Annotated in this window: 17 protein-coding genes and 2 tRNA genes; 13 read left to right on the top strand and 6 right to left on the bottom strand. The window is 70.4% G+C overall.

The window, feature by feature from the left end:
• Both AC0NH5_RS07405 and AC0NH5_RS07410 read right to left on the bottom strand, forming a co-directional pair.
• A complete protein-coding gene (locus tag AC0NH5_RS07405) occupies positions 1-267 on the bottom strand; it encodes a Txe/YoeB family addiction module toxin (RefSeq protein WP_474401231.1) in 267 nt (88 codons plus the stop codon).
• Complete coding sequence (locus AC0NH5_RS07410) at positions 264-560, bottom strand: type II toxin-antitoxin system Phd/YefM family antitoxin (RefSeq protein ID WP_474401233.1); 297 nt, start codon at positions 558-560, stop codon at positions 264-266. The genes AC0NH5_RS07405 and AC0NH5_RS07410 overlap by 4 nt, the downstream gene beginning before the upstream one ends.
• Before the next feature lie 93 nt (positions 561-653).
• On the opposite strand from AC0NH5_RS07410, the gene AC0NH5_RS07415 reads away from it, so the two are divergent.
• The 7 genes from AC0NH5_RS07415 (at position 654) to AC0NH5_RS07445 (ending at position 11,333) form a co-directional block, all read left to right on the top strand.
• Positions 654-3,956 carry an NACHT domain-containing protein gene (locus tag AC0NH5_RS07415; protein WP_474401235.1) on the top strand — a complete coding sequence of 1,101 codons (3,303 nt, stop codon included), beginning with the start codon at positions 654-656 and terminating at the stop codon, positions 3,954-3,956.
• Between the two features lie 13 nt (positions 3,957-3,969).
• The gene (locus AC0NH5_RS07420; RefSeq protein ID WP_474401237.1) at positions 3,970-5,982 is read left to right on the top strand and encodes a TRAP transporter permease; all 2,013 of its coding nucleotides are present in this window, start codon (positions 3,970-3,972) and stop codon (positions 5,980-5,982) included.
• Positions 5,979-6,980, top strand: a complete 1,002-nt coding sequence (locus AC0NH5_RS07425; protein ID WP_474401239.1) for a TAXI family TRAP transporter solute-binding subunit — start codon at positions 5,979-5,981, stop codon at positions 6,978-6,980. Before AC0NH5_RS07420 ends, AC0NH5_RS07425 begins: the two co-directional genes overlap by 4 nt.
• A 180-nt stretch (positions 6,981-7,160) precedes the next feature.
• Positions 7,161-7,244: transfer RNA gene (locus tag AC0NH5_RS07430), tRNA-Tyr, on the top strand.
• Between the two features lie 14 nt (positions 7,245-7,258).
• A tRNA-Cys gene (locus AC0NH5_RS07435) sits at positions 7,259-7,329 on the top strand.
• A gap of 62 nt (positions 7,330-7,391) precedes the next feature.
• Entirely contained in the window at positions 7,392-9,899 is a 2,508-nt protein-coding gene (locus AC0NH5_RS07440) for an NACHT domain-containing protein (RefSeq protein WP_474401241.1), read from the top strand.
• An 87-nt stretch (positions 9,900-9,986) separates the two neighbouring features.
• Entirely contained in the window at positions 9,987-11,333 is a 1,347-nt protein-coding gene (locus tag AC0NH5_RS07445; RefSeq protein WP_474401243.1) for a ferredoxin reductase family protein, read from the top strand.
• A gap of 5 nt (positions 11,334-11,338) precedes the next feature.
• On the opposite strand, the gene AC0NH5_RS07450 is transcribed toward AC0NH5_RS07445, so the two are convergent.
• The 4 genes from AC0NH5_RS07450 to AC0NH5_RS07465 are packed head-to-tail and all read right to left on the bottom strand — an operon-like array spanning position 11,339 to position 14,246.
• Positions 11,339-11,632: a hypothetical protein gene (locus AC0NH5_RS07450; RefSeq protein WP_474401245.1), complete on the bottom strand. Its 294-nt coding sequence runs from the start codon at positions 11,630-11,632 to the stop codon at positions 11,339-11,341.
• Positions 11,633-11,642: 10 nt separating this feature from the next.
• The gene (locus AC0NH5_RS07455; protein WP_474401247.1) at positions 11,643-12,422 is read right to left on the bottom strand and encodes an ABC transporter permease; all 780 of its coding nucleotides are present in this window, start codon (positions 12,420-12,422) and stop codon (positions 11,643-11,645) included.
• Positions 12,419-13,414 (bottom strand): aliphatic sulfonate ABC transporter substrate-binding protein, encoded by a 996-nt coding sequence (locus AC0NH5_RS07460; protein WP_474401249.1) that lies wholly within the window; start codon positions 13,412-13,414, stop codon positions 12,419-12,421. Before AC0NH5_RS07460 ends, AC0NH5_RS07455 begins: the two co-directional genes overlap by 4 nt.
• A 49-nt stretch (positions 13,415-13,463) precedes the next feature.
• On the bottom strand, positions 13,464-14,246 hold the full coding sequence (locus AC0NH5_RS07465; RefSeq protein ID WP_474401251.1) for an ABC transporter ATP-binding protein: 783 nt from the start codon (positions 14,244-14,246) through the stop codon (positions 13,464-13,466).
• A 98-nt stretch (positions 14,247-14,344) separates the two neighbouring features.
• On the opposite strand from AC0NH5_RS07465, the gene AC0NH5_RS07470 reads away from it, so the two are divergent.
• The 6 genes from AC0NH5_RS07470 to AC0NH5_RS07495 all read left to right on the top strand — a co-directional run bounded on the left by AC0NH5_RS07470 (position 14,345) and on the right by AC0NH5_RS07495 (position 18,501).
• Positions 14,345-15,196 (top strand): TIGR02452 family protein, encoded by an 852-nt coding sequence (locus tag AC0NH5_RS07470; protein ID WP_474401252.1) that lies wholly within the window; start codon positions 14,345-14,347, stop codon positions 15,194-15,196.
• A gap of 114 nt (positions 15,197-15,310) precedes the next feature.
• Positions 15,311-15,808, top strand: coding sequence for a hypothetical protein (locus tag AC0NH5_RS07475; protein ID WP_474401254.1), 498 nt, complete (start codon positions 15,311-15,313; stop codon positions 15,806-15,808).
• A 152-nt stretch (positions 15,809-15,960) separates the two neighbouring features.
• Entirely contained in the window at positions 15,961-16,254 is a 294-nt protein-coding gene (locus tag AC0NH5_RS07480; RefSeq protein ID WP_474401255.1) for a hypothetical protein, read from the top strand.
• A 23-nt stretch (positions 16,255-16,277) separates the two neighbouring features.
• Positions 16,278-16,802, top strand: coding sequence for a GAF domain-containing protein (locus AC0NH5_RS07485; RefSeq protein WP_474401256.1), 525 nt, complete (start codon positions 16,278-16,280; stop codon positions 16,800-16,802).
• 99 nt (positions 16,803-16,901) lie between these two features.
• Positions 16,902-17,402, top strand: a complete 501-nt coding sequence (locus tag AC0NH5_RS07490) for a hypothetical protein (RefSeq protein WP_474401258.1) — start codon at positions 16,902-16,904, stop codon at positions 17,400-17,402.
• 43 nt (positions 17,403-17,445) lie between these two features.
• The gene (locus tag AC0NH5_RS07495; RefSeq protein ID WP_474401260.1) at positions 17,446-18,501 is read left to right on the top strand and encodes a carbohydrate kinase family protein; all 1,056 of its coding nucleotides are present in this window, start codon (positions 17,446-17,448) and stop codon (positions 18,499-18,501) included.
• Positions 18,502-18,716 lie beyond the last annotated feature (215 nt).

Raw genomic sequence — 18,716 nt, forward strand, 5'->3', positions numbered from 1 at the left:
TCACTTGTCGTCGTAGTGCCCGGCGCAGGCGGCGATCTCCAGGGTGTCGCCGCGCACCCGATAGACGAGCCGATGTTCGTCATCGATGCGGCGCGACAGCCATCCCGACAACGCGCCGCGCAGATGCTCAGGCTTGCCGAGCCCTGTGCCGTCCGGATTTCGCTGAATGTCGGCGATGAGCCGGTTGATCCGCCGGACCACCTTGGGGTTCCGCCAGGAGGTGTAATCATCCCAAGCGTTCGAGGTGAAGCGAACGCTCAACCTCATGCCACGGCCTTGCCGCCATCCGGCTCCGGCCGCAAGCTGTCCGGGTCCGTCAGCTGCTGTTCACGCGTCGATCCGGCGTCGGCCTGAGCGATGCTCTCCAGCAGGCGGCGGGCCCGTTCGGGCGTGCTGAGCAGGTGTAACGACTCCTTCATGGCGTTCCACTCGTCCAGCGAGACGATGACCACGGCCTTGCCGTTGCCGCGGGGGATGACTGTCTCCTCCGCGTCGTCGATGACCGCGTCAACCACCGCCGCAAAGTTGCGCCGCACCTCGCTGATCGTCATGACCTTCATGTCCTGCACCTCCAGACGTACGTCCCAACGTACATCAGGTCGTCAGTAGATCGGGGCGTTGTGGCGGCGCCGTCCCGTCGGCAGCATGAGGTGATGCCCCGATCGCTCAGCTACGCCGACGCGGTACGCATCCTCGGGCAGGGACCCGACGCCGACTGGATGCGCCGCCTCAACGACCTGACCGGTGGGCTGCTGCTCAGCGCCACGGCTGTCGACCCGGGCGCCGTGCTGAGCTGGTTCGACGCGCACGCCCAGTTCGCCAAGCTGTCGCAGCAGTTCGTCCGCGCGACGTCACAACGGCTCACCGGCGCGCACCGGTTGCAGCGCACCGAACGCATCGTGGCCGCCCACGCGATCGTCGTGGTGACCGCGTTCTTCGAGGCGCTGGCCGAGGCCCGCCTGCCGTTCCGCCTCGCCGACGCCGAGCTGACCGCCCGCGAGCAGATGAGCCTCGCCGGCAGTGGCTCCAACCGGGTCGACAGTTTGGCGCTGGCCGCCCTGCACACCGGGGTGGCGCTGCCCGAGCCGCACGGCACCCGCGCTGACCATCTGGCCGCGGTGCGGGCGGCCTACGAGCATCTCGCGCAGGCGACCCGGGCGTTCCTCGCCGGGCTGCGGCTCTGGGAGGGGCTCGGCGAGCGGGAGCGGGACGAAACCGTGCGCGTCTTCGCCACGATGCCTGACCTGGGTGTGGCTCACTACGAGCGTCTGCTGTTCGACCTGCGCGCCGACTGTCCCGAGGTGGACCTCTGGCTCCGGGAGCAGCGCGCCACCGGCCTGCACGACTCCGTCCGGCAACTGCACGACCTCATGCTGCGGGTCAGCGGCCCGGCGGCGGCGCCGGCCGGGCTGACCGAGGTGGTGTGCCGGGTCTATGGCGCGCTGCTGGATCGGCCGATCGTGGAGACCGGTGATCTGCCGGCCGGGCTGGGCGTGCCGAGTCTGCGAAAGGCCTATCTGCCATCGCTGTTCCGGGTCAGCGAGTCGGCGTCCGACCATCCGGCGAGCGACGAGCGCTTCTGGGAGGAGTCGCCGGTTCGCGCCGATCTCTATCCCTTTCTCGCCGGCTATCTGACCTCGCCCCGCGCTCAGTCGGCGCCGATCGTGGTGCTCGGCCAGCCGGGTGCCGGCAAATCGGTGCTGACCAAGGTGCTCGCCGCCGAACTCTCCGGGGGCGGCTTCCTTCCGGTCCGCGTCCCGCTGCGGGAGATCGACACCTCACTCGATCTGCAGCGACAGATCGAGCAGGCCCTCCAGGCCGCCACTACCGAGGTCACCGCCTGGCCACGGTTCGCCGAGGCCGCGCAGGGTCGCCTGCCGGTCGTCCTGCTCGACGGCTTCGACGAGTTGCTGCAGGCGACCGCGACCAGCAGGAGCGACTATCTCTATCAGGCCGCCGACTTCCAGCAGCGGGAACGGGACCTCGGCCGGGCGGTTGCGGTGGTGGTCACCACGCGCACCAATGTGGCGGACCGGGCCCGGACTCCACCGGGCACCTTGATGCTGCGCCTCGAGCCCTTCGACGACCGGCGGGTGGCGGCCTGGCTCGACACCTGGAACGACGCGAACGCAGTGGAGTTGCGGGTGCGCGGACTGCGTCCTCTCCCCGCCGGGATCGCGCTTCGCTTCGCCGGCCTCGCGTCGCAGCCGCTGCTGCTCCTGCTGCTCGCCCTCTACGACGCCGACGAGAACGCGCTCCAGCACACCGATCAACTGTCCGAGAGCGATCTTTATGAGCGGCTGTTGGTCAGCTTCGCGCGCCGTGAGGTCCGCAAGTTGAGCCCGCACCTGTCCGAGGCGCAGTGCCGAGCGGCGGTCGAGGAGGAACTGCACCGCCTCTCGATCGTTGCCTTCGCCATGTTGAACCGGTCGGCTCAGTGGGTGACCGAGGCGGAACTGCTCCGCGACCTTGCGGCAGTCTTCGGGCCGGCACCCGCACCTCCGGCGGGGGACGGCATCAATCCCGCCACCCTGTTGCTCGGCCGCTTCTTCTTCGTGCACCGGGCGCAGACCCTTCGTGGCCGGCAGACCCTGCAGACGTACGAGTTTCTGCACGCCACCTTCGGCGAATACCTCGTGGCCCGCTACACCTGGCAACTGTTGCGTGAGGTGGTGGCGCGCGAGGCAGTGACTGCTTCACCGACATGGAACACCGACGACGGCCTGTTCTCCCGCCTGCTGTCGTTCGCACCGCTGGTGGTCCGGGCGCCGATCCTCCGGTTCCTGGCGGAGATGGCCACCCGGCTGAGCGACGAGGAGCGGGAACAGTGGCGGCATGTCGTCTTCGGGCGCTACCGGCGATGCCTGCACACCGGCTGGACGGCGTCCGCGGCCGACTACCAGCCGGTGCCGCAGGCCATGCCGGCCCGCTACGCCAATTACTCCGCCAACCTTCTCCTGCTGGCAGTGACGATCGCCCCGGGCCTGCGCTTCGGGGAGCTGGCCCGGCCGGCGGAACAGTCGGCCGGCCGGTGCTGGCACGATCAGATGCTGCTCTGGCATTCGCAGCTCACCGACGAGGGCTGGGGCCGCCTCACCGAGGTGCTCGAACTGACCCCCTGCCGGGACCCGGACGGCGGCCGCGATCTGCGGCTGGCGGTTGCCGACGGCACCGCGACGGTGCCCCGCCTCGATCCGTACTGGCTGTCCAACCGGCCGGAAGGGGAGCCGGCCACCTACGTCGACGGGCTGCTGTTCGAGACGCTGCGGCAACGGGTCCATCTGCAGGCGGGGGTCAACGACAACCTTCTGGTGCACGTCGTGGAGCCGCTGCTGGACTCGCCTCTCGGCGTGGTCGCCCGCACCTTCTGCGGTTCGATCGCGCCGGATGCTCCGTCCGCGGCACGGGTCCTGCTCCAGATCTGGCTCCTGCCGGTGCTGCAACGAGGGCCGGAGGAGATTCGCGAGGTCTGCCTGACCGGCGCGCGGATCGCCGCGGCGCACCTGCCGATCTGGGATGCTCAGGCGCACACCGCGTTCACCGAGCTCTTCCTGGCCGCTCTGGTGCACGACGACGTGCCGCTGCCGGTGGTGAGCGAGGCGTGCCGGATCGCGGCGACCGCCGAGCACGCCGGGTTGACACTGCCGATGCTGGTGAAGGCGTGCGGTGACGCGCTGCAGCGATCCGTGCCGGACCGGCATCCCGAGCGTGCGGCCCGTCGTGAGCTGGCCGACCTCGCCATGCAGCTGCTCAGTGACTCCGTACCGTGGAACCTCCGGCGACTCGTGGAGGTGCACACCGCTCAGGTCCGGGCGGTGCTCGCCGCTTGCGAGGAGCCACCGCAGGGCACGAGGTGGATGCGCTGGAACGCGACGCGGACTCAGCTGCGGGAGTTGCTCGCTGACCAGTCGTCATCCCGACGTGCGGTGATCGTTACTCAGGAGGGAGCGACATAGTACTGTCCGTTTCATGGGCGATGATCGATCTTCGGTGGTGGGCGACCCACCTCGACCGTCCAGTGTGGACGCCCTCGAGGCGCTGCACTACGACGAGGAGGAGCGGCCCGCCCGCGAGCTCCCCGGCCGGGTCGGCACGTTCGTCGGGATCGTCGCCTTCGGGGTCGCGCTGCTCGTGCTGTGGCAGGTGTTCCGCCCTCTCGCGCAGGGCAGCCAGTACTACCTGATCATCTTCCTCGCCGGGACGCTGCCGCTGTGCTTCCTGGCGTACAGAAGCGGTTTCGGGAAAGGCCGGGAGACGCCCGGCGTGAGCGATTGGCTGCTGGCCGGCGCCGCTGCGCTGGTCTGCCTGTACCCGGTGAATCCGTTCGCCGGCGGCTACAACGCGTTCCTGGACCGGCAGGGTCTGCTCGAACCGGTCGACGTCGTCCTCGGCGCGGTTCTGTTGCTGCTGGTGGTGGAGGCGAGCCGGCGGACGACCGGGTGGGCGCTGCCGATCGTCTGCCTGTTCTTCCTGGCATACGGCTACTACGGTGGCCTGCTGCCGCAGCAGTGGCCGGTGGCGCACGCGGGACTGGACTTCGCGCAGATCGTGGACGCGCTCTACAACTCGGGCAGCGGTTTCTACGGCACCCCGCTGGACGTGGCGGCCACCTACATCGTGCTGTTCACCATCTATGGCGCGGTGCTGGAGCTGTCGGGGGCGAGCCGGTTCTTCGTCGACCTGTCGGTCGCCGCCTTCCGCCGGTCGCGCAGCGCCGCGGGACGCACCGCGGTGGCGGCCGGCTTCCTGCTGGGTACGGTCTCCGGGTCGGGGACGGCCACCGCGGTCAGCGTCGGCGCGGTGACCTGGCCGATGCTGCGCAAGGCGGGGTACCCGCGGGAGCAGGCCGGCGGGATGCTCGCCGCGGCCGGGGTCGGCGCGATCCTGTCGCCGCCGACGCTCGGTGCGGCCGCCTTCATCGTCGCCGAGTATCTGAACGTCTCCTATCTGACCGTGCTCGGCTGGGCGATGATCCCGACCGTCCTCTACTACCTCGGCATCCTGCTGGCGGTGGAGATCGACGTCCGGCGGTACGGTGTCCGCGCCATCGACGCCCCCGCCACCAGCGCATGGCGGCTGCTCGGCCGGTTCGGTTACCACTTCTCGTCGCTCGTGGTCATCGTCGTGCTGCTGGCGCTCGGCGAGACCGCCACCCGCGCGGTGGTCTACGCGACGATCCTCGCCGCCGGGCTGTCCTTCCTGGAACGGCGTTCCTGGCTCACCCCACAACGGGCGTTCGCCGCGCTCTCGGCCGGGGTCCGCGGGGTTCTGCCGGTCGTCGCGGTCTGCGCCGCCGCGGGGATCATCACCGCCACCACCACGAAGACCGGTCTCGGTGCCCAGCTCGCGTCCCTGCTGGTCAGCGGCGCGCAAGCGGTCGCCGATCATCCGCAGGTGGTGCTCGGGCTGACCGTGGTGCTGGCCGCGGCCGCGTTGGCGCTGCTCGGGCTCGCGGTGCCGGTCACGGCCAGCTTCATCATCGGCTGGGTGATCATCGGCCCGGCGCTGCTCACGCTCGGTGTGCCCGCCCCGGCGGCGGCGATGTTCGTCTTCTACTACTCGGTGCTCTCCGAGGTCACCCCGCCGACCGCCCTGGCGGCGGTGGGCGCCAGCGCGATCACCGGCGGCCGGGCGATCGCCACCATGTGGCAGGCCCTGAAATACGCGCTGCCGGCGTTCCTGGCGCCGATCGCCTTCGTGCTGACCGACAACGGCGAGTTCCTGCTCGCCCGCGGGTCGTTCGTGAACGTCGCGTGGGCGACGGCGGCTGCCGGGCTCGCCGTGCTCGGCCTGGCGGTGGCGACCGGCGCGTGGTTCCCGGGGATCGGGCCGGCCGGCCCGGTGAGCCGCGTGCTGGCCGGGCTCTCCGGGCTGCTCCTGCTCTATCTGGCGCCGGTCGCCGTGGCCGCGGGTGTGGGGGCGCTGCTCGTCGCGGCCGTCATAGCTCTGGTCCAGAGGAAAAATCCACGGGAGGATCAATGAAACGAGTTCTGAGCATCGCCCTGGCCGGCGCGCTCGCGGCGACGACCGCGGCCTGCGGCGGCCGGCAGGACCAGGCCGCCTCGGACACCGGCGGCGACGTCACCTGCGAGGTCGGCCAGGCCACCCGGGTCGGCATCGCCACCGGCAACGCCACCGGCGTCTACTTCGCGCTCGGCAACGCGTACGCCGAACAGGTCAACGCCTCCGGCGGCAACGTGCAGGCCACCGCCTCGGAGACCGGCGCCTCGGTGCAGAACATCCAGCAGCTGGTGGCCGGCAACTACGGGGTCGCGTTCTCGCTCGCCGACACCGCGGCGGACGCGGTCAACGGTGCCGGCAGCTTCACCGCGAAGCAGCCGGTCGCCGCGCTGGCCCGCATCCACACCAACTACACGCAGGTCATCGTCCGCAAGGCGGCCGGCATCAAGGACGTCGCCGGGATGAAGGGCAAGCGGGTGTCCACCGGCTCACCGAAATCCGGCACCGAGGTGATCGCCAACCGGATCCTGACCGCCGCCGGCCTCAAGCCGGACAGCGACGTGCAGGCGCAGAAACTGGACCTCACCAAGACCGTGGACGGCATGAAGGACGGCACGATCGACGCGCTGTTCTGGTCCGGCGGGCTGCCCACGCCGGGCATCACCGACCTGCTCACCACGGCGCAGGATCAGGTCGAGTTCCTCGATATCACCCCGCTGCTGCCGGCGATGCAGAAGATCAACGAGGTGTACCAGGAGGGCACGATCCCGGCGGCGGCGTACGGCACCGCGGCCGACACGAAGACCATCGTGGTCCCGAACTACCTGCTCGTCCGCGACGACCTGGACGCCAACGTGGCCTGTGTGCTGACCAAGACCCTGTTCGAGCGCAAGACCCAGCTGGAGCAGGCGAACGCGGCGGCCAAGGAGATCAGCCTGGAGACGGCGCGTCAGACCGCTCCGGTGACCGTCCACCGGGGAGCGGCCAAGGCCCTCGACGGCCTCGGCGCCCCGCAGTAAACGTGTTGCCGGGTCACGCCGGTACACCTAGGTTGGTGTCGAACGCGAGCGAAGGAGTCTGGTCATGTGTTGCTATCCCACCCCCGACCGGTGGCGCGGCTGAGACCGCTCGCGATGCTCTTCCGCGCCGCCCATCCCCGTGCCGGGGGTGGGCGGCGCTTCGTCGTCCAGGAAATGCTGGCGGGCGCGCCGACGTCGGAGAGTCGGGCCCGGCTGTAAACCGGGTGCCTCAGCGCTGAGCAGGTTCGACTCCTGCCGCCCGCACGATGCAACACCACGGCCGCATGCCCAAGTGGTCAGGGAACCGTCTGCAAAACGGTCCACGCCGGTTCGATTCCGGCTGCGGCTTCCTCATCCTGACCGTCAAGGTCAACGTGACAACGTTCGATACGCACTGCCACGATGTCCGCCGTGCAGACACTGCTCGCGGGTGCCATCGTGATCGCCCTGGTCGCTGCGATCGCGGTTCTCATCGGTGGCGAGCCCCTGGATACGATGGACAAGCTTTCCAGTATCGGTGGGTTTGCCTCGGCCGCCGCTGCCGCCGGTGTGCTGGTGTGGCGGCAGCGACCCCGCCCACACACGCCGGCGCCTCGCTGGCTGCCGTCGCCTGTTCGGCGCGCTTATCTGAAGTGGATCATCGCCCGCAACCGCGACATGGACTTCCGAGGCCTCAATACACAAGGACCGCACTATCTGGCGGTGGAAAGTGTCTTCGTCGACGTCAGTCTGGTGCCCCGGCCGATACACCTGGCAACGGGGGACCCGTTGGCCAAGATTGGTGACGCCGCATTGGAACGGAGGCCGGTATGGACGTTCCTGACGGAGTGGCCACCTCGGACGCTGGCGATCGTGGGACCGCCCGGCAGCGGCAAGACCACTCTGCTCAAACACCTGGCGCTCGCCTTGGCGTCGGGACGCCCTCCGACACGCCCTCTCCGTAACCGGGTACCTCTGCTGCTGGTCATCCGCGACCAATCGAAAGCCATCGCCGAAAACCCGGAGTTGCCGCTGATCGAAGCAGTAACGGCCGCCCTGCCGCCGGAACTGGGTGGCGCCGGCCCTTGGCTTGAGCGACAACTGGGTAAGGGCGCTTGTCTGGTCATGTTCGACGGTCTTGACGAGGTGGCCGATCCGGATCAACGCCAGGCTGTCTCCAACTGGGTGGAACGCCAGATATCAGTTCACCACACCAATGGGTTCCTCCTGACCTCGCGGCCGTACGGATATCAGAGTAATCCGCTCACCTCGGCGGACGTGTTGCAAGTGCGGCCCTTCAACCACGGCCAGATCGAGCGTTTCCTGCGGCTCTGGTACACGGCAACCGAGATCAGGCAGGCCGGCCGCAGAGACGAGGTGGTGATCTCCGACGCCAGAAAGCGGGCTGAAGAGCTCCTGCAACGGCTGCGTGACAACACTCAGCTGTATGACCTGGCGGTGAATCCGTTGCTGCTGACCATGATGGCTCATGTCCATAATTACCGTGGTGTGCTGCCGGGCGGCAGGGCGGATCTGTACCGCGAGATCTGCCACGTGTTCCTCGGCGGTAGGCAGGCTGCGAAGGGCTTGACCGGCGACCTCTCCGCGGATCAGCGTGAGTCGGTGCTGAGACATCTCGCTCTGACCATGATGCGAGATCGCCGGCGTGACATCGAGGTTGCCGTAGCCGCGCGGTTGATTCGAGATCAGTTGGCGCGGGTGGCGCCCGGGGTGAGTCCGCGCGAATTCTTGGCGGAGACCGAGCAGCAGAGTGGTCTGCTCCTGCAGCGTGAGAGTGGTGTCTACGCCTTCGCGCACCTGACCTTCCAAGAATTCCTGGCCGCCGTTCGTCTCCGCGAGAGGGGGAGGGGCGGTTATCTGGCCGAACGTACGGACGAACCGTGGTGGCGTGAAGTGACACTTTTGTACAGCGCCAACGCCGACGCCGGACCGATTGTCGAGGCGTGCCTGCAGCAGGACACGGTCCGCTCACTTCTCCTTGCCTCGGATTGCGCCGAGGTGGCCCGAGAGCTCGATCCGGAACTCCGGGAACGGCTGGAACAGGTCTTGTCTGCCGAAGCTCATTCTGGTGATCTCAGGCGGGCAGGACTGATCGGACAGGTCATCCTGGCCCGTAAGTTGCGTCGGGTCAGGCATCCCGAGCCGGGTGTCGTACTGGTCAGCGAACCCATCACCAACGCGGAGTTCGATCTCTTCCTGCGAGTCATCAAGGGGGACAGCCCGGCGTTCTGGCCGGCGCACTGGACCCGGGGCCTGGCGTCACGGCGGCCCGACGACCCGGTCGTGGGCTTGACGTGGGCGGAAAAGAAGGCGTTCTGCTCCTGGATCAGTTCGATCAACGAGTGGACGTATGTGAGCCACACGTCCGATGAAACGGCGAGGAAGATCCCGTACAAGTTCGAGATCCCGGAAAGGGGTGCCACCACCAAGGTTGTCCTGGACGAACCGAGCCGCAATTCCATCGGCCTGCTCCAGGCTCGATCAGCGAAGCTCTCCTACCTCGAACTCATCGGTGTCGGTGTCGGGCATGATTGGCGGGTCTGGCTCAAGATCGATAGCGATGGCATCCCTGCACTGCTGAAAGACAAGACGCTGTTCGTCGGTGCTGCAGAGATGACTAGAGCTATTCGTGACATCGGCGGCAGGCTCCGCGGCGTGCAGCTGCGGCCTGAGGCTTTCGTTCTGCTCGATGAAGTCGAAAGCCTGTGGGCCGCCTGGCAGTCACGTCCGGAGCGCGATGCGGACGATCTGCTGTCGCTGGTGGTCGGCATCGCGCACCTGGCCGAGTCGGTCTGGTTCAGTCACCGAGGCTGGATGGCGGGAGAGATGGCACGCGTTCTTGACCACGCCATCACTCTGCACTGGCGAGCCGGTGGCCTCGTCATGCCGGGCGGTCAGTTGCAGCTGCGGCGTTCCTGACCCTCGGCTCGCTCGGAGACGTCGTCGAACCATAGAGTGACGGCAGTGGTACGCCCTGTAGACAGTCGGCTCGGCAGGGGAGACCGGATGACCGCCCTGACCCACCCACAGGTAATCACCGTCCGCCGTCCCGACCTGGCCGCGCGCCTCGCTCTCGGCGCCTTCCTGCTCGTCAACCTGACCGTCATCCAGATCCTCTTCCAGCTGGCCGGCCCGCCTGCGCACAACCTCTTCGGCTCGATCGGCCGCCTCCTCGGCCTCTACCTCGCCTTCACGCTGATCGTGCAACTGCTGCTGATCGCCCGCCTGCCGCTGCTCGACCGCGGGTTCGGCATGGACAAGCTGACCTCCTGGCACCGCTGGACCGGGTTCACCGTCTTCTGGCTGGCCGTCCTGCACCCGTCCTTCGTGATCGTCGGGTTCGCCCGGTACGGCGAGGACCCGGTGCTGCGGACCGCCGTGACCCTCGGCAAACAGCTCCCGGTGCTGCTCGGCATGGTCGCGGTCGGCCTGATCGCGCTGGTGGCCGCCGTCTCGGTGCGGGCGGCCCGGCGCCGCCTGTCGTACGAGACCTGGCACGCCCTGCACCTGGTCCTCTACGTGGTCGTGGTCCTCGGCGTGATCCATCAGCTGTACGAGGGAACCGCCTTCACCATCAACCTCGGCACCCGGATCTACTGGTGGGGTCTGTGGGCGTTCGCGCTCGGCGCCCTGCTCACCGGCCGCGTGATCGTCCCGGTCGTCCGCAACCGGCGGCACCGGTTCCGGGTGGCCGCCGTCGTCCCGGAGTCCGAGGACGTGGTGTCGGTGCACGTCACCGGCCGCGACCTGGACCGGCTGCCGGCCCGGGCCGGTCAGTTCTTCCTGTGGCGGTTTCCCGGCCACAACCGGTGGTGGCAGGTGAACCCGTTCTCGCTGTCGGCCGCGCCGAACGGGCGCTCGCTGCGGTTGACCGCCAAGGGCATCGGCGCCACCAGCAAGGGGCTGCGGGATCTGCGGGTCGGTGCCCGGGTCTTCGCCGAGGGCCCGTACGGCGCCTTCACCCTGGACCATCGGGTGCGGACGGCGACGCTGCTGATCGCCGGCGGCATCGGGGTCACGCCGATCCGCTCGTTGCTGGAGGACCCGGAGGTCGGCGACGACGTGGTCGTGCTCTACCGGGTGCGCAGCGAGGCCGACGCCGTCCTGGCCGGGGAGCTGCGGAACCTGGTCCGGGGGAAGAACGCGCGGTTGCACCTGCTCACCGGCCGGTCCGGGCCGGACAATCAGCCGTTCCGCCCGGAGAGCCTGCACGCCCTGGTGCCGGACGTCGCCGAGCGTGACGTCTATGTCTGTGGCCCGGCCGCGCTGACCGGCGCCGTGCTGGAGAGCCTGCGCCGGCTGCGGGTGCCGGCCCGCCAGGTGCACGCGGAAGTCTTCCGCCTGGCCGCGTGACAGGCTCAAACGTCGATGACCTCGAGGACGTCGTGCACCTCGAGGACCTGGGTGGCCGGCGCCGCGTCGCCGGCCTCGGCCCGGCTCGCCAGCCGTTCCGGGTCCGCCAGGAAGGATTCCAGCCCGGCCCGGGACGCGAACCGGATGACGTGCACCTCGTTGCCGTTCGCCTCGCGCAGGCGCCGTTCCAGCGTCCCGCCGTGCCGGCCCAGCAGGGCGAGCACGGCATCCTCGTAGGCGCGGCCGGCCGGGACCTGCCCCTCGGCCATCTCCACGATCGCGACCAGCAGAAGACTCATGGCAGCAGTATCACCGGCGGGTGGCCAGCAGGCGGTTCTCGCCGATCCCGAGCGCGGTGTCGCTGAGTTTTCCGAGCAGCGCCAGCAGGATGATGGCCAGCAGCATGACGTCGGTGCGCCCGGTGTTCTGGCTGTCGATCAGCAGGAAGCCCAGCCCCATCGAGGACGCGATCAGCTCCGCCGCCACCAGGAACAGCCAGCCCTGGGCCAGCCCGAGGCGCAGCCCGGACAGGATCGCCGGGGTGGCCGCCGGGAACAGGATCGTGGCGAGCAGGTGGATCCCGCTGCGACCGTACGCCCGGCCGACCTCGACCAGATGCGGATCGATGTGCGCGAGCGCCGCCGACACCGTCGTGTAGACCGGGAAGAACGCCCCGATCGCCACCAGCACGATCTTCGGGGTCTCGCCGATGCCGAGCCAGAGCAGCAGCAACGGCACCCAGGCCAGCGACGGCACCGCCCGGATCGCCTGCACGGTGGGCGACAGCGCGGCGCGCGCCGTTCGGGAGAGACCCACCAGGCCGCCCAGCGCCAGCCCGAGCGCCGAGCCGACCGCGAAGCCGATCAGCACCCGCTGCGTGCTGATCGCCAGGTGATGCCAGAGCTCGCCGCGGCGGATCAGCTCACCGAGCGCGGCGACCACCTCACTCGGCGGCGGCAGCTGGGCCGCCGAGAAGATCCCGGCCGACGCTGTCACCTGCCACAGCGCCAGCAACCCGAGCGGGAGCACGGCGCCGGCCGCCGGCCGCGCGAGGCGGCCGGCGGTGGTGGGGGTGCCGAGCAACGTCACGAAACGCTCCGGGCGGTGGCGAACTTCGGTTCGAACAGCGAGTCGATCGCCGCCGTCGCCGACTCCTGGCTCTTCACGTTGGCGTCGGCGACCAGGACCGGCAGGATCTTCTCGAAGACCGCCCGCTGCGCCGCGCCCGGCACCGGGTCGATGTCGAGACGGGTCCGCTCGGTCAGCACCTTCTTCGCGACCTGCTCGGAGATCTTCGCCTCCCGGGCGTACAGCGCGACTGCCTCGTCCGGGTTGTCCTTGATCCACTGGCGGGCCCGCTCGTAGGCGTTCACCACCGCCTGCGCCAGGTCCGGCTGCGCGGCCAGGAACTTCTCCGTGGCGTTGAGCACCCCGTACGAGTTGAACGCCACGTTGCGGTAGATCAGTTTCGAGCCCGAGTCCAGTTCGGACGTGGCCATCAGCGGGTCGAGCCCGGCCCACGCGTCCACGTCGCCGCGCTCCAGTGCGGTCTTGCCGTCCGCGTGCTGAAGGTTGGTCACGGTCACGTCGGCCGGCTTCAGCCCCGCCTCGTCGAGGGCCTGGAGCAGGAAGAAGTACGGGTCGGTGCCCTTGGTGGCAGCCACCTTCTTGCCCTTGAGCCCGGCCACGCCGGTGATGGGGGAGTCCTTCGGCACCACGATCGCCGCCCACTCCGGCTGGCTGAACACGTCGATCGTCTTGATCGGCGCCCCGTTGGCCCGCGCCACCAGGGCCGCCGCGCCCGCCGTCGAGCCGACGTCGACGGCCTCGGCCCGCAGCGCCTCGTTCGCCTTGTTGCTGCCCGCCGAGAGCTGCCAGCTGACCGTCACACCCCGGCCGGCCAGATCGGTCTCCAGCCACTTCTGCTCGCGCAGCACCAGGCTCGCCGGGTTGTAGTAGGCGTAGTCCAGCCGCAACGTCACCGCGTCGGCGGTCTTGGCGGGAGCATCCTCGCCCTGCACACATCCGGCCAGCAGTGCGGTGGAGGCGGCCGCCGCCAGCAGGGCACGCAGAATCTTCATATCGGGGTGGTTCCTTCCAATTCGGGGAAGTGAGGGCGCAGGAGAGGGCTCAGGACGCGGCGGGCTCCGGCGCCCGGACGCCGAGCTCGGCGAGCAGCGACACCCGCAGCGCGGCGAGGCCCGCGTCGCCGCGGCTGCGGGGGCGCTCACCGGGCACGTCGACGACCGACCGGACGCCGGCCGGGCCGCCCGGCGACGCCGGGCCGAGCAGCACCACCCGGTCGGCCAGGTGCAGCGCCTCGTCCACGTCGTGCGTCACCAGCAGCACGGTCGTGGCGGCCTCGCGCTGCACCTCGGCGAGCAGGTCCTGCATGCGCAGCCGGGTCAGCGCGTCCAGCGCCGCGAACGGCTCGTCCAGCAGCAGCACGCCGGGCCGCCGGGCGAGCGCCCGGGCCAGCGCGGCCCGCTGCGCCATGCCGCCGGAGACCTGCCGGGGCCGGTGCCGGGCGAAGTCGGCGAGCCCGACCACGGAGAGCCAGTGCGCCACCTCCTCGCGGGCGCGCGCCGCCGGGGTGCCGCGCGGCAGGCCGTACGCCACGTTCCGCTCGATGGTCCGCCAGGGCAGCAGGCGGGGCTCCTGGAACACCACGGCGCACCGGGGTTCGATCCCGCGCACCTCGTGCCCGTCGACCAGGACGGTCCCGGCGGTCGGCGTGTCCAGCCCGCCGGCCAGCCGCAGCAGCGTCGACTTCCCGCACCCTGACGGTCCGAGCAGGGCCACCACCTCACCGGCGGCGACCGACAGATCGACGCCGGCGAGGACGGCCCGCCGGCGGCCACCGGCGTCGAAATCCTTGCCGACGCCGGACAGATGCAGGGGAACGGCGCTCATGGCGCGCAGCTTAACCAGTATTCCTACCGATTTACTAGAGTGATCCCAACCAGCGAATTCGATGGAGTCGATCACACTGTTGGTCCATGATCGTCGACATGAGCGCGAGGCTGCGGGCGATCGCCCACGAGACCCTGTCCATCGTGGAGCGCGGCGGTTACGGCGACGTCGACATCACCGCGGCGGTGGCGCGCTCCGTCGCCGGCACCCGGCTTCACCTGCCGGACGACGAGTTGCCCGAGCCGTCCCACCACAACCCGGCACCGGTCGTCGAAGTCACCGGCGAGTCCACGCTCGCCGCCGCACGCCGTCTCGGCCCCGGCGCGGCCACCCTCAACTTCGCCTCCGCCCGCAACCCCGGCGGCGGGTTCCGTAACGGCGCGCAGGCCCAGGAGGAGAGCATCGCCCGCAGCTCCGCGATCTACCCCACCCTGCTGGCGGCCGGCGACTTCTACGCATACCACCGCGCCCACAAAGGCCTGCTCTACACCGACCGGATCATCTACTCGCCCGGCGTGCCGATCTTCCGGGACGATCGTGGAACGTTGCTGACGGAGGCGTACCCCGGCAATTTCCTGACCGTGGCCGCCCCCAACCGCGCGATGATCTCCCGCGACCAGCCCGATCTGCTGCCGCGGGTCAGCGGTGTGCTGGCCCGCAGGGCCGCCCGGATCCTCCGCGTCGCCGCCGCACACGGCCATCGCGATCTGGTCCTCGGCGCCTGGGGCTGCGGCGTCTTCGGCAACGACCCGGCCGAGGTGGCCCGGGCCTTCGCGAGCGCGCTGCGAGCCGGTCCGTGGTTCGACCGGGTGGTCTTCGCGATCTTCGACCGCCGCGACGAGGTGCGTGATTCCTTCCGGTCAAATCTCGCGGGAGTACGACCTACGACCAGTCCCGTGGCCAACCGCGGCGCCCTGCCGGGCGAGCCCGTGCCGCGACCGCCGGGCTGAGCTGCCCTGCCGCACCCCACCCCCGTGTGGGGACTTACGGTTCGCTGCGCGCCCCGAATCACCACGCTGGAATGGGTAGTCTGGCGGGAGACTTCGCCGGCGGGGGAGCGCCCTATGACGACGAGCGACGACCTGCTGGTGCGGATCGGCCGTTGGGCTCTGGGCAAGGTGTGGTTCGGGGTCGTCCTCTCCGGCGGGTGGGCGCTCGGCCGGCACTTCCACTGGCCGCAGGCCTTCCTCGTCACCGCCGCCGTGCTCGGCGCCGTCGCCCTCGCGCTGGCGTCCTCCTTCCTGCCGGTCTGGACCCGGGAACGTCCCAGCGGCATCCCGGTCGCCGACATCGGTCTGCGGGTGATGGTGTGGGCGGGCCTGGCCGGTTCCGTGCTGGCGTTGCTCATCGGGATGCCCGCGGTCGGCATGGTCGCCGCCGCCCTTCTGATCAACACCGCCGCCCGCACCTTCGGCGACCCCTTCCTGCCTCTGCTCCGCCGTCTCCGCCTCACCCCTCCGGTCACCTGGCCGGCGGCCCCGTCCGGCCCTCGTCACCATCGCCCCGCCCCGATCCGTCACCCCCGCGCCACACGCGAGGGCACCCGCCGCCCGGCCGCGTGAGGCAACAGCCGCCTCCTCACCCCCATGGGTCCCACCCGCCGCGCGTCCCGGCCGGCCCCGCAGCTTTCCCGTCCTCAGCAGGCCGGTCATCGCTGCCGACGGGAGTAGTGCAGGTGCAGACGGCCTCCGGCACTGAGAACCGTGGGAGAACGATGACCGAAGTCGCCCCCTGGGTCCTGGTCCGGCCCACCTTCGCGGACGCCCGGGAAGCGGTGCACCGGGTGCACGGCGACGCCGGGCCGACCGTGTGGGAGGAGCTGCTGCGCTCGGCCGGGCTCAGCGGCACGGAAACCGGCCCGGACGCCCTCGAACAGCTGCTGGGCGCGATGACCGCCGCGGATCCGGTGCTCCGGCTGTGCGCCCGCGCCCTGCGGATCCGCCTCGCCTCGCACACCTATCTCTCGGCCGCCCACGACCTGACCAGCGCGCCGGCGGCCGGCCTGTGAACGCCGACCTCGGGAGGCCCGCCATGAACACCGACATCTTCCACCGGCTGGGCGACCCGGCGAGGATCAAAGCGCTTGCGTGGTACGACCTTGACAACCCGGATCTGCGGACCAGCCTGGAGGCCGTCGCCCAGCGCAGCGCCACGCTGCTCGACGCACCGGTCGCACTGGTGTCCGTGCTGCTGGACAGTGCGCAGCTGATCCTCGGTTCGTACGGGACGATGGCCCTGGCGTGGGTGGCCGCGGCCGAGGGGACACCGGCGGAGTGGGCGATGTGCACGCACACTGTGCTGGCCGGCGAGCCGTACTGCGTGACCGACGGCCTGTCCGACCCGGTGCACTCCGGGAACCCGTTCCTGCAGACGTCCGGGTTGCGCAGCTATCTGGGGGTGCCGCTGCTCGGGCCGGACGGGATCACGCTGGGCGCGCACTGCGTGATCGACACGCGGCCGCGAATCTTCACCGACGTGGATCTGGCCGTGATCACCGACGGTGCCGAGAAGGCGATGCGGCTGCTGGACGCCTATCGCGACCAGCGTCCCGCCTGAGCGCTTCCGCCCCTCGGCGTCCCGGGCTGCTGCTGCCGCTGCCGCTGCCGTTGCTCGCCGTCTCCGAAAGATGTCGTACCCGCTCGGCATCATCGCGGTATGGGTGAACCAGTCGTTCCGATCCGTCGCCACATCGAGCTCTCGGTGGCCGAGGCGCGGTTGAGGTTTCAGCAGCTCGTGCGGGTGACCGGGTTGACCGGCCAGGTGACCGTCGTGGTCGACGGTGGGCGGCCGATCGCGGCGATCGTCCCGCCCGGGGATGCTCTCGGTCCCGCCCCGCCCCCGTCGTCCCCGACGGCTGGGCCGGCGGCATCAACTGGGCCTTCGGCTTCGGCCGGCTCGGCGGCTTCGGCCGTGCCGGCGCAGCGGGCGTCCGCCGGCCGGTCCGATCCGGAGGGTGGTGCCAGTTCGGCCGGATGGCTGCGGCGGATCGAGAAGGTGCGCGAGGATGTGCGGCGCCAGCACGCCGGCCGGATCCGGGAGCTGTCCCAAGCCCTGGAGGAGGCGTGGCGGCTGCTGGACGAGGCCCGGCCGCCAGGCACCGACCGGGGTGTGGACACCCTGCGTGCGGCACATGCCGACCTTCGTCACACGCCGTGATCATCAGCTACCTGCCCGATGGGGACGGAGGTAAGATCGGCCAATGGCTGGACAGCTCGATCTGTTCGTGCCGGGGGTGGTGTATCTCGACGTCATCTTCACCGGCCTCCGAGAGCTGCCCGGCCCCGGGACCGAGGTGTGGGCGCCCGGCATGGGTTCCTGCCCCGGCGGCGTCGCCAACCTGGCCGTCGCGGCGAGCCGGCTGGGCCTGCACACCGGCCTCGGGACGGCGCTGAGCTCGGACGCGTACGGCGAGTTCTGCCACCAGGTCCTGAGCCGCCAGGAGGGCATCGACCTGTCCGCCTCGGTGCGCGTCGACGACTGGCACTCGCCGGTCACCGTGTCCCTCGCCTACGACCGCGACCGCAGCATGATCACTCACGGGCATCCGCTGCCCACGGCCGACGACGGCCTGGTCAACGGCCTGCCTCCGGCCCGCGCCGCGGCGGTGAGCCTGGCCGGGACGGGCACCGGCTGGGTGCACCGGGCCAAGGAGGCGGGCACCCTCGTCTTCGCGGACGTCGGCTGGGACGAGACCGACCAGTGGTCCGCCGACGTGCTGGCCGCGCTCACCGACTGCCACGCCTTCCTGCCGAACGCGGTCGAGGCGATGCGTTACACGCGGACAGACTCGCCGCGCCAGGCGCTCGACAAGCTCTCCGGCCTGGTGCCGGTCGTGGTGGTGACCTGCGGGTCGGACGGCGCCGTCGCCGTCGACTCGGTGAGCGGCGAGGTCGCCTCGGTGCCGAGCGTGCCGGTGGAGGCGCTGGACCCGACCGGTGCCGGTGACGTGTTCGCGGCCGGTTTCGTCACCGGGACGCTGGGCGGGTGGCCGCTCGCCGACCGGGTGGCCTTCGCGAACCTGGTGGCGTCGCTGTCCGTGCAACACTTCGGCGGTTCGTTGTCGGCGCCGGGGTGGGGCGACATCGCGGACTGGTGGAGGGCGGTGCGGCAGACCGCGGCACGTCACCACGACGACTCGGACGAGGCCTCGTCCGCCCGGCGGTACGGTTTCCTGGACGACGTCATCCCGCCGGGCCGGCGTAACGCGGTGCACCGTGCCACAGCGACCATCGCCCGCCTCTCCGACGCCCATTGAGCCGGCCACGCCCACCGCGCCGCACCCGCCGTTTGAGCGCGCCCCTCACACGGCCGCCCGCCGGTTGTGGGCGCGCCGCCCCTCACACGGCCGCCCGCTGTTGGGGGCGCGCCGCCCCTCACACGGCCGCCCGCCGTTTCGAGCGCGCCGCCCCTCGCGCGGATCTTGAACGATTGCCCACCGGACGAGGTGGTCGATCGTCCAAGATCGCGTTG

The organism is Actinoplanes sp. 13, from assembly GCF_056134165.1.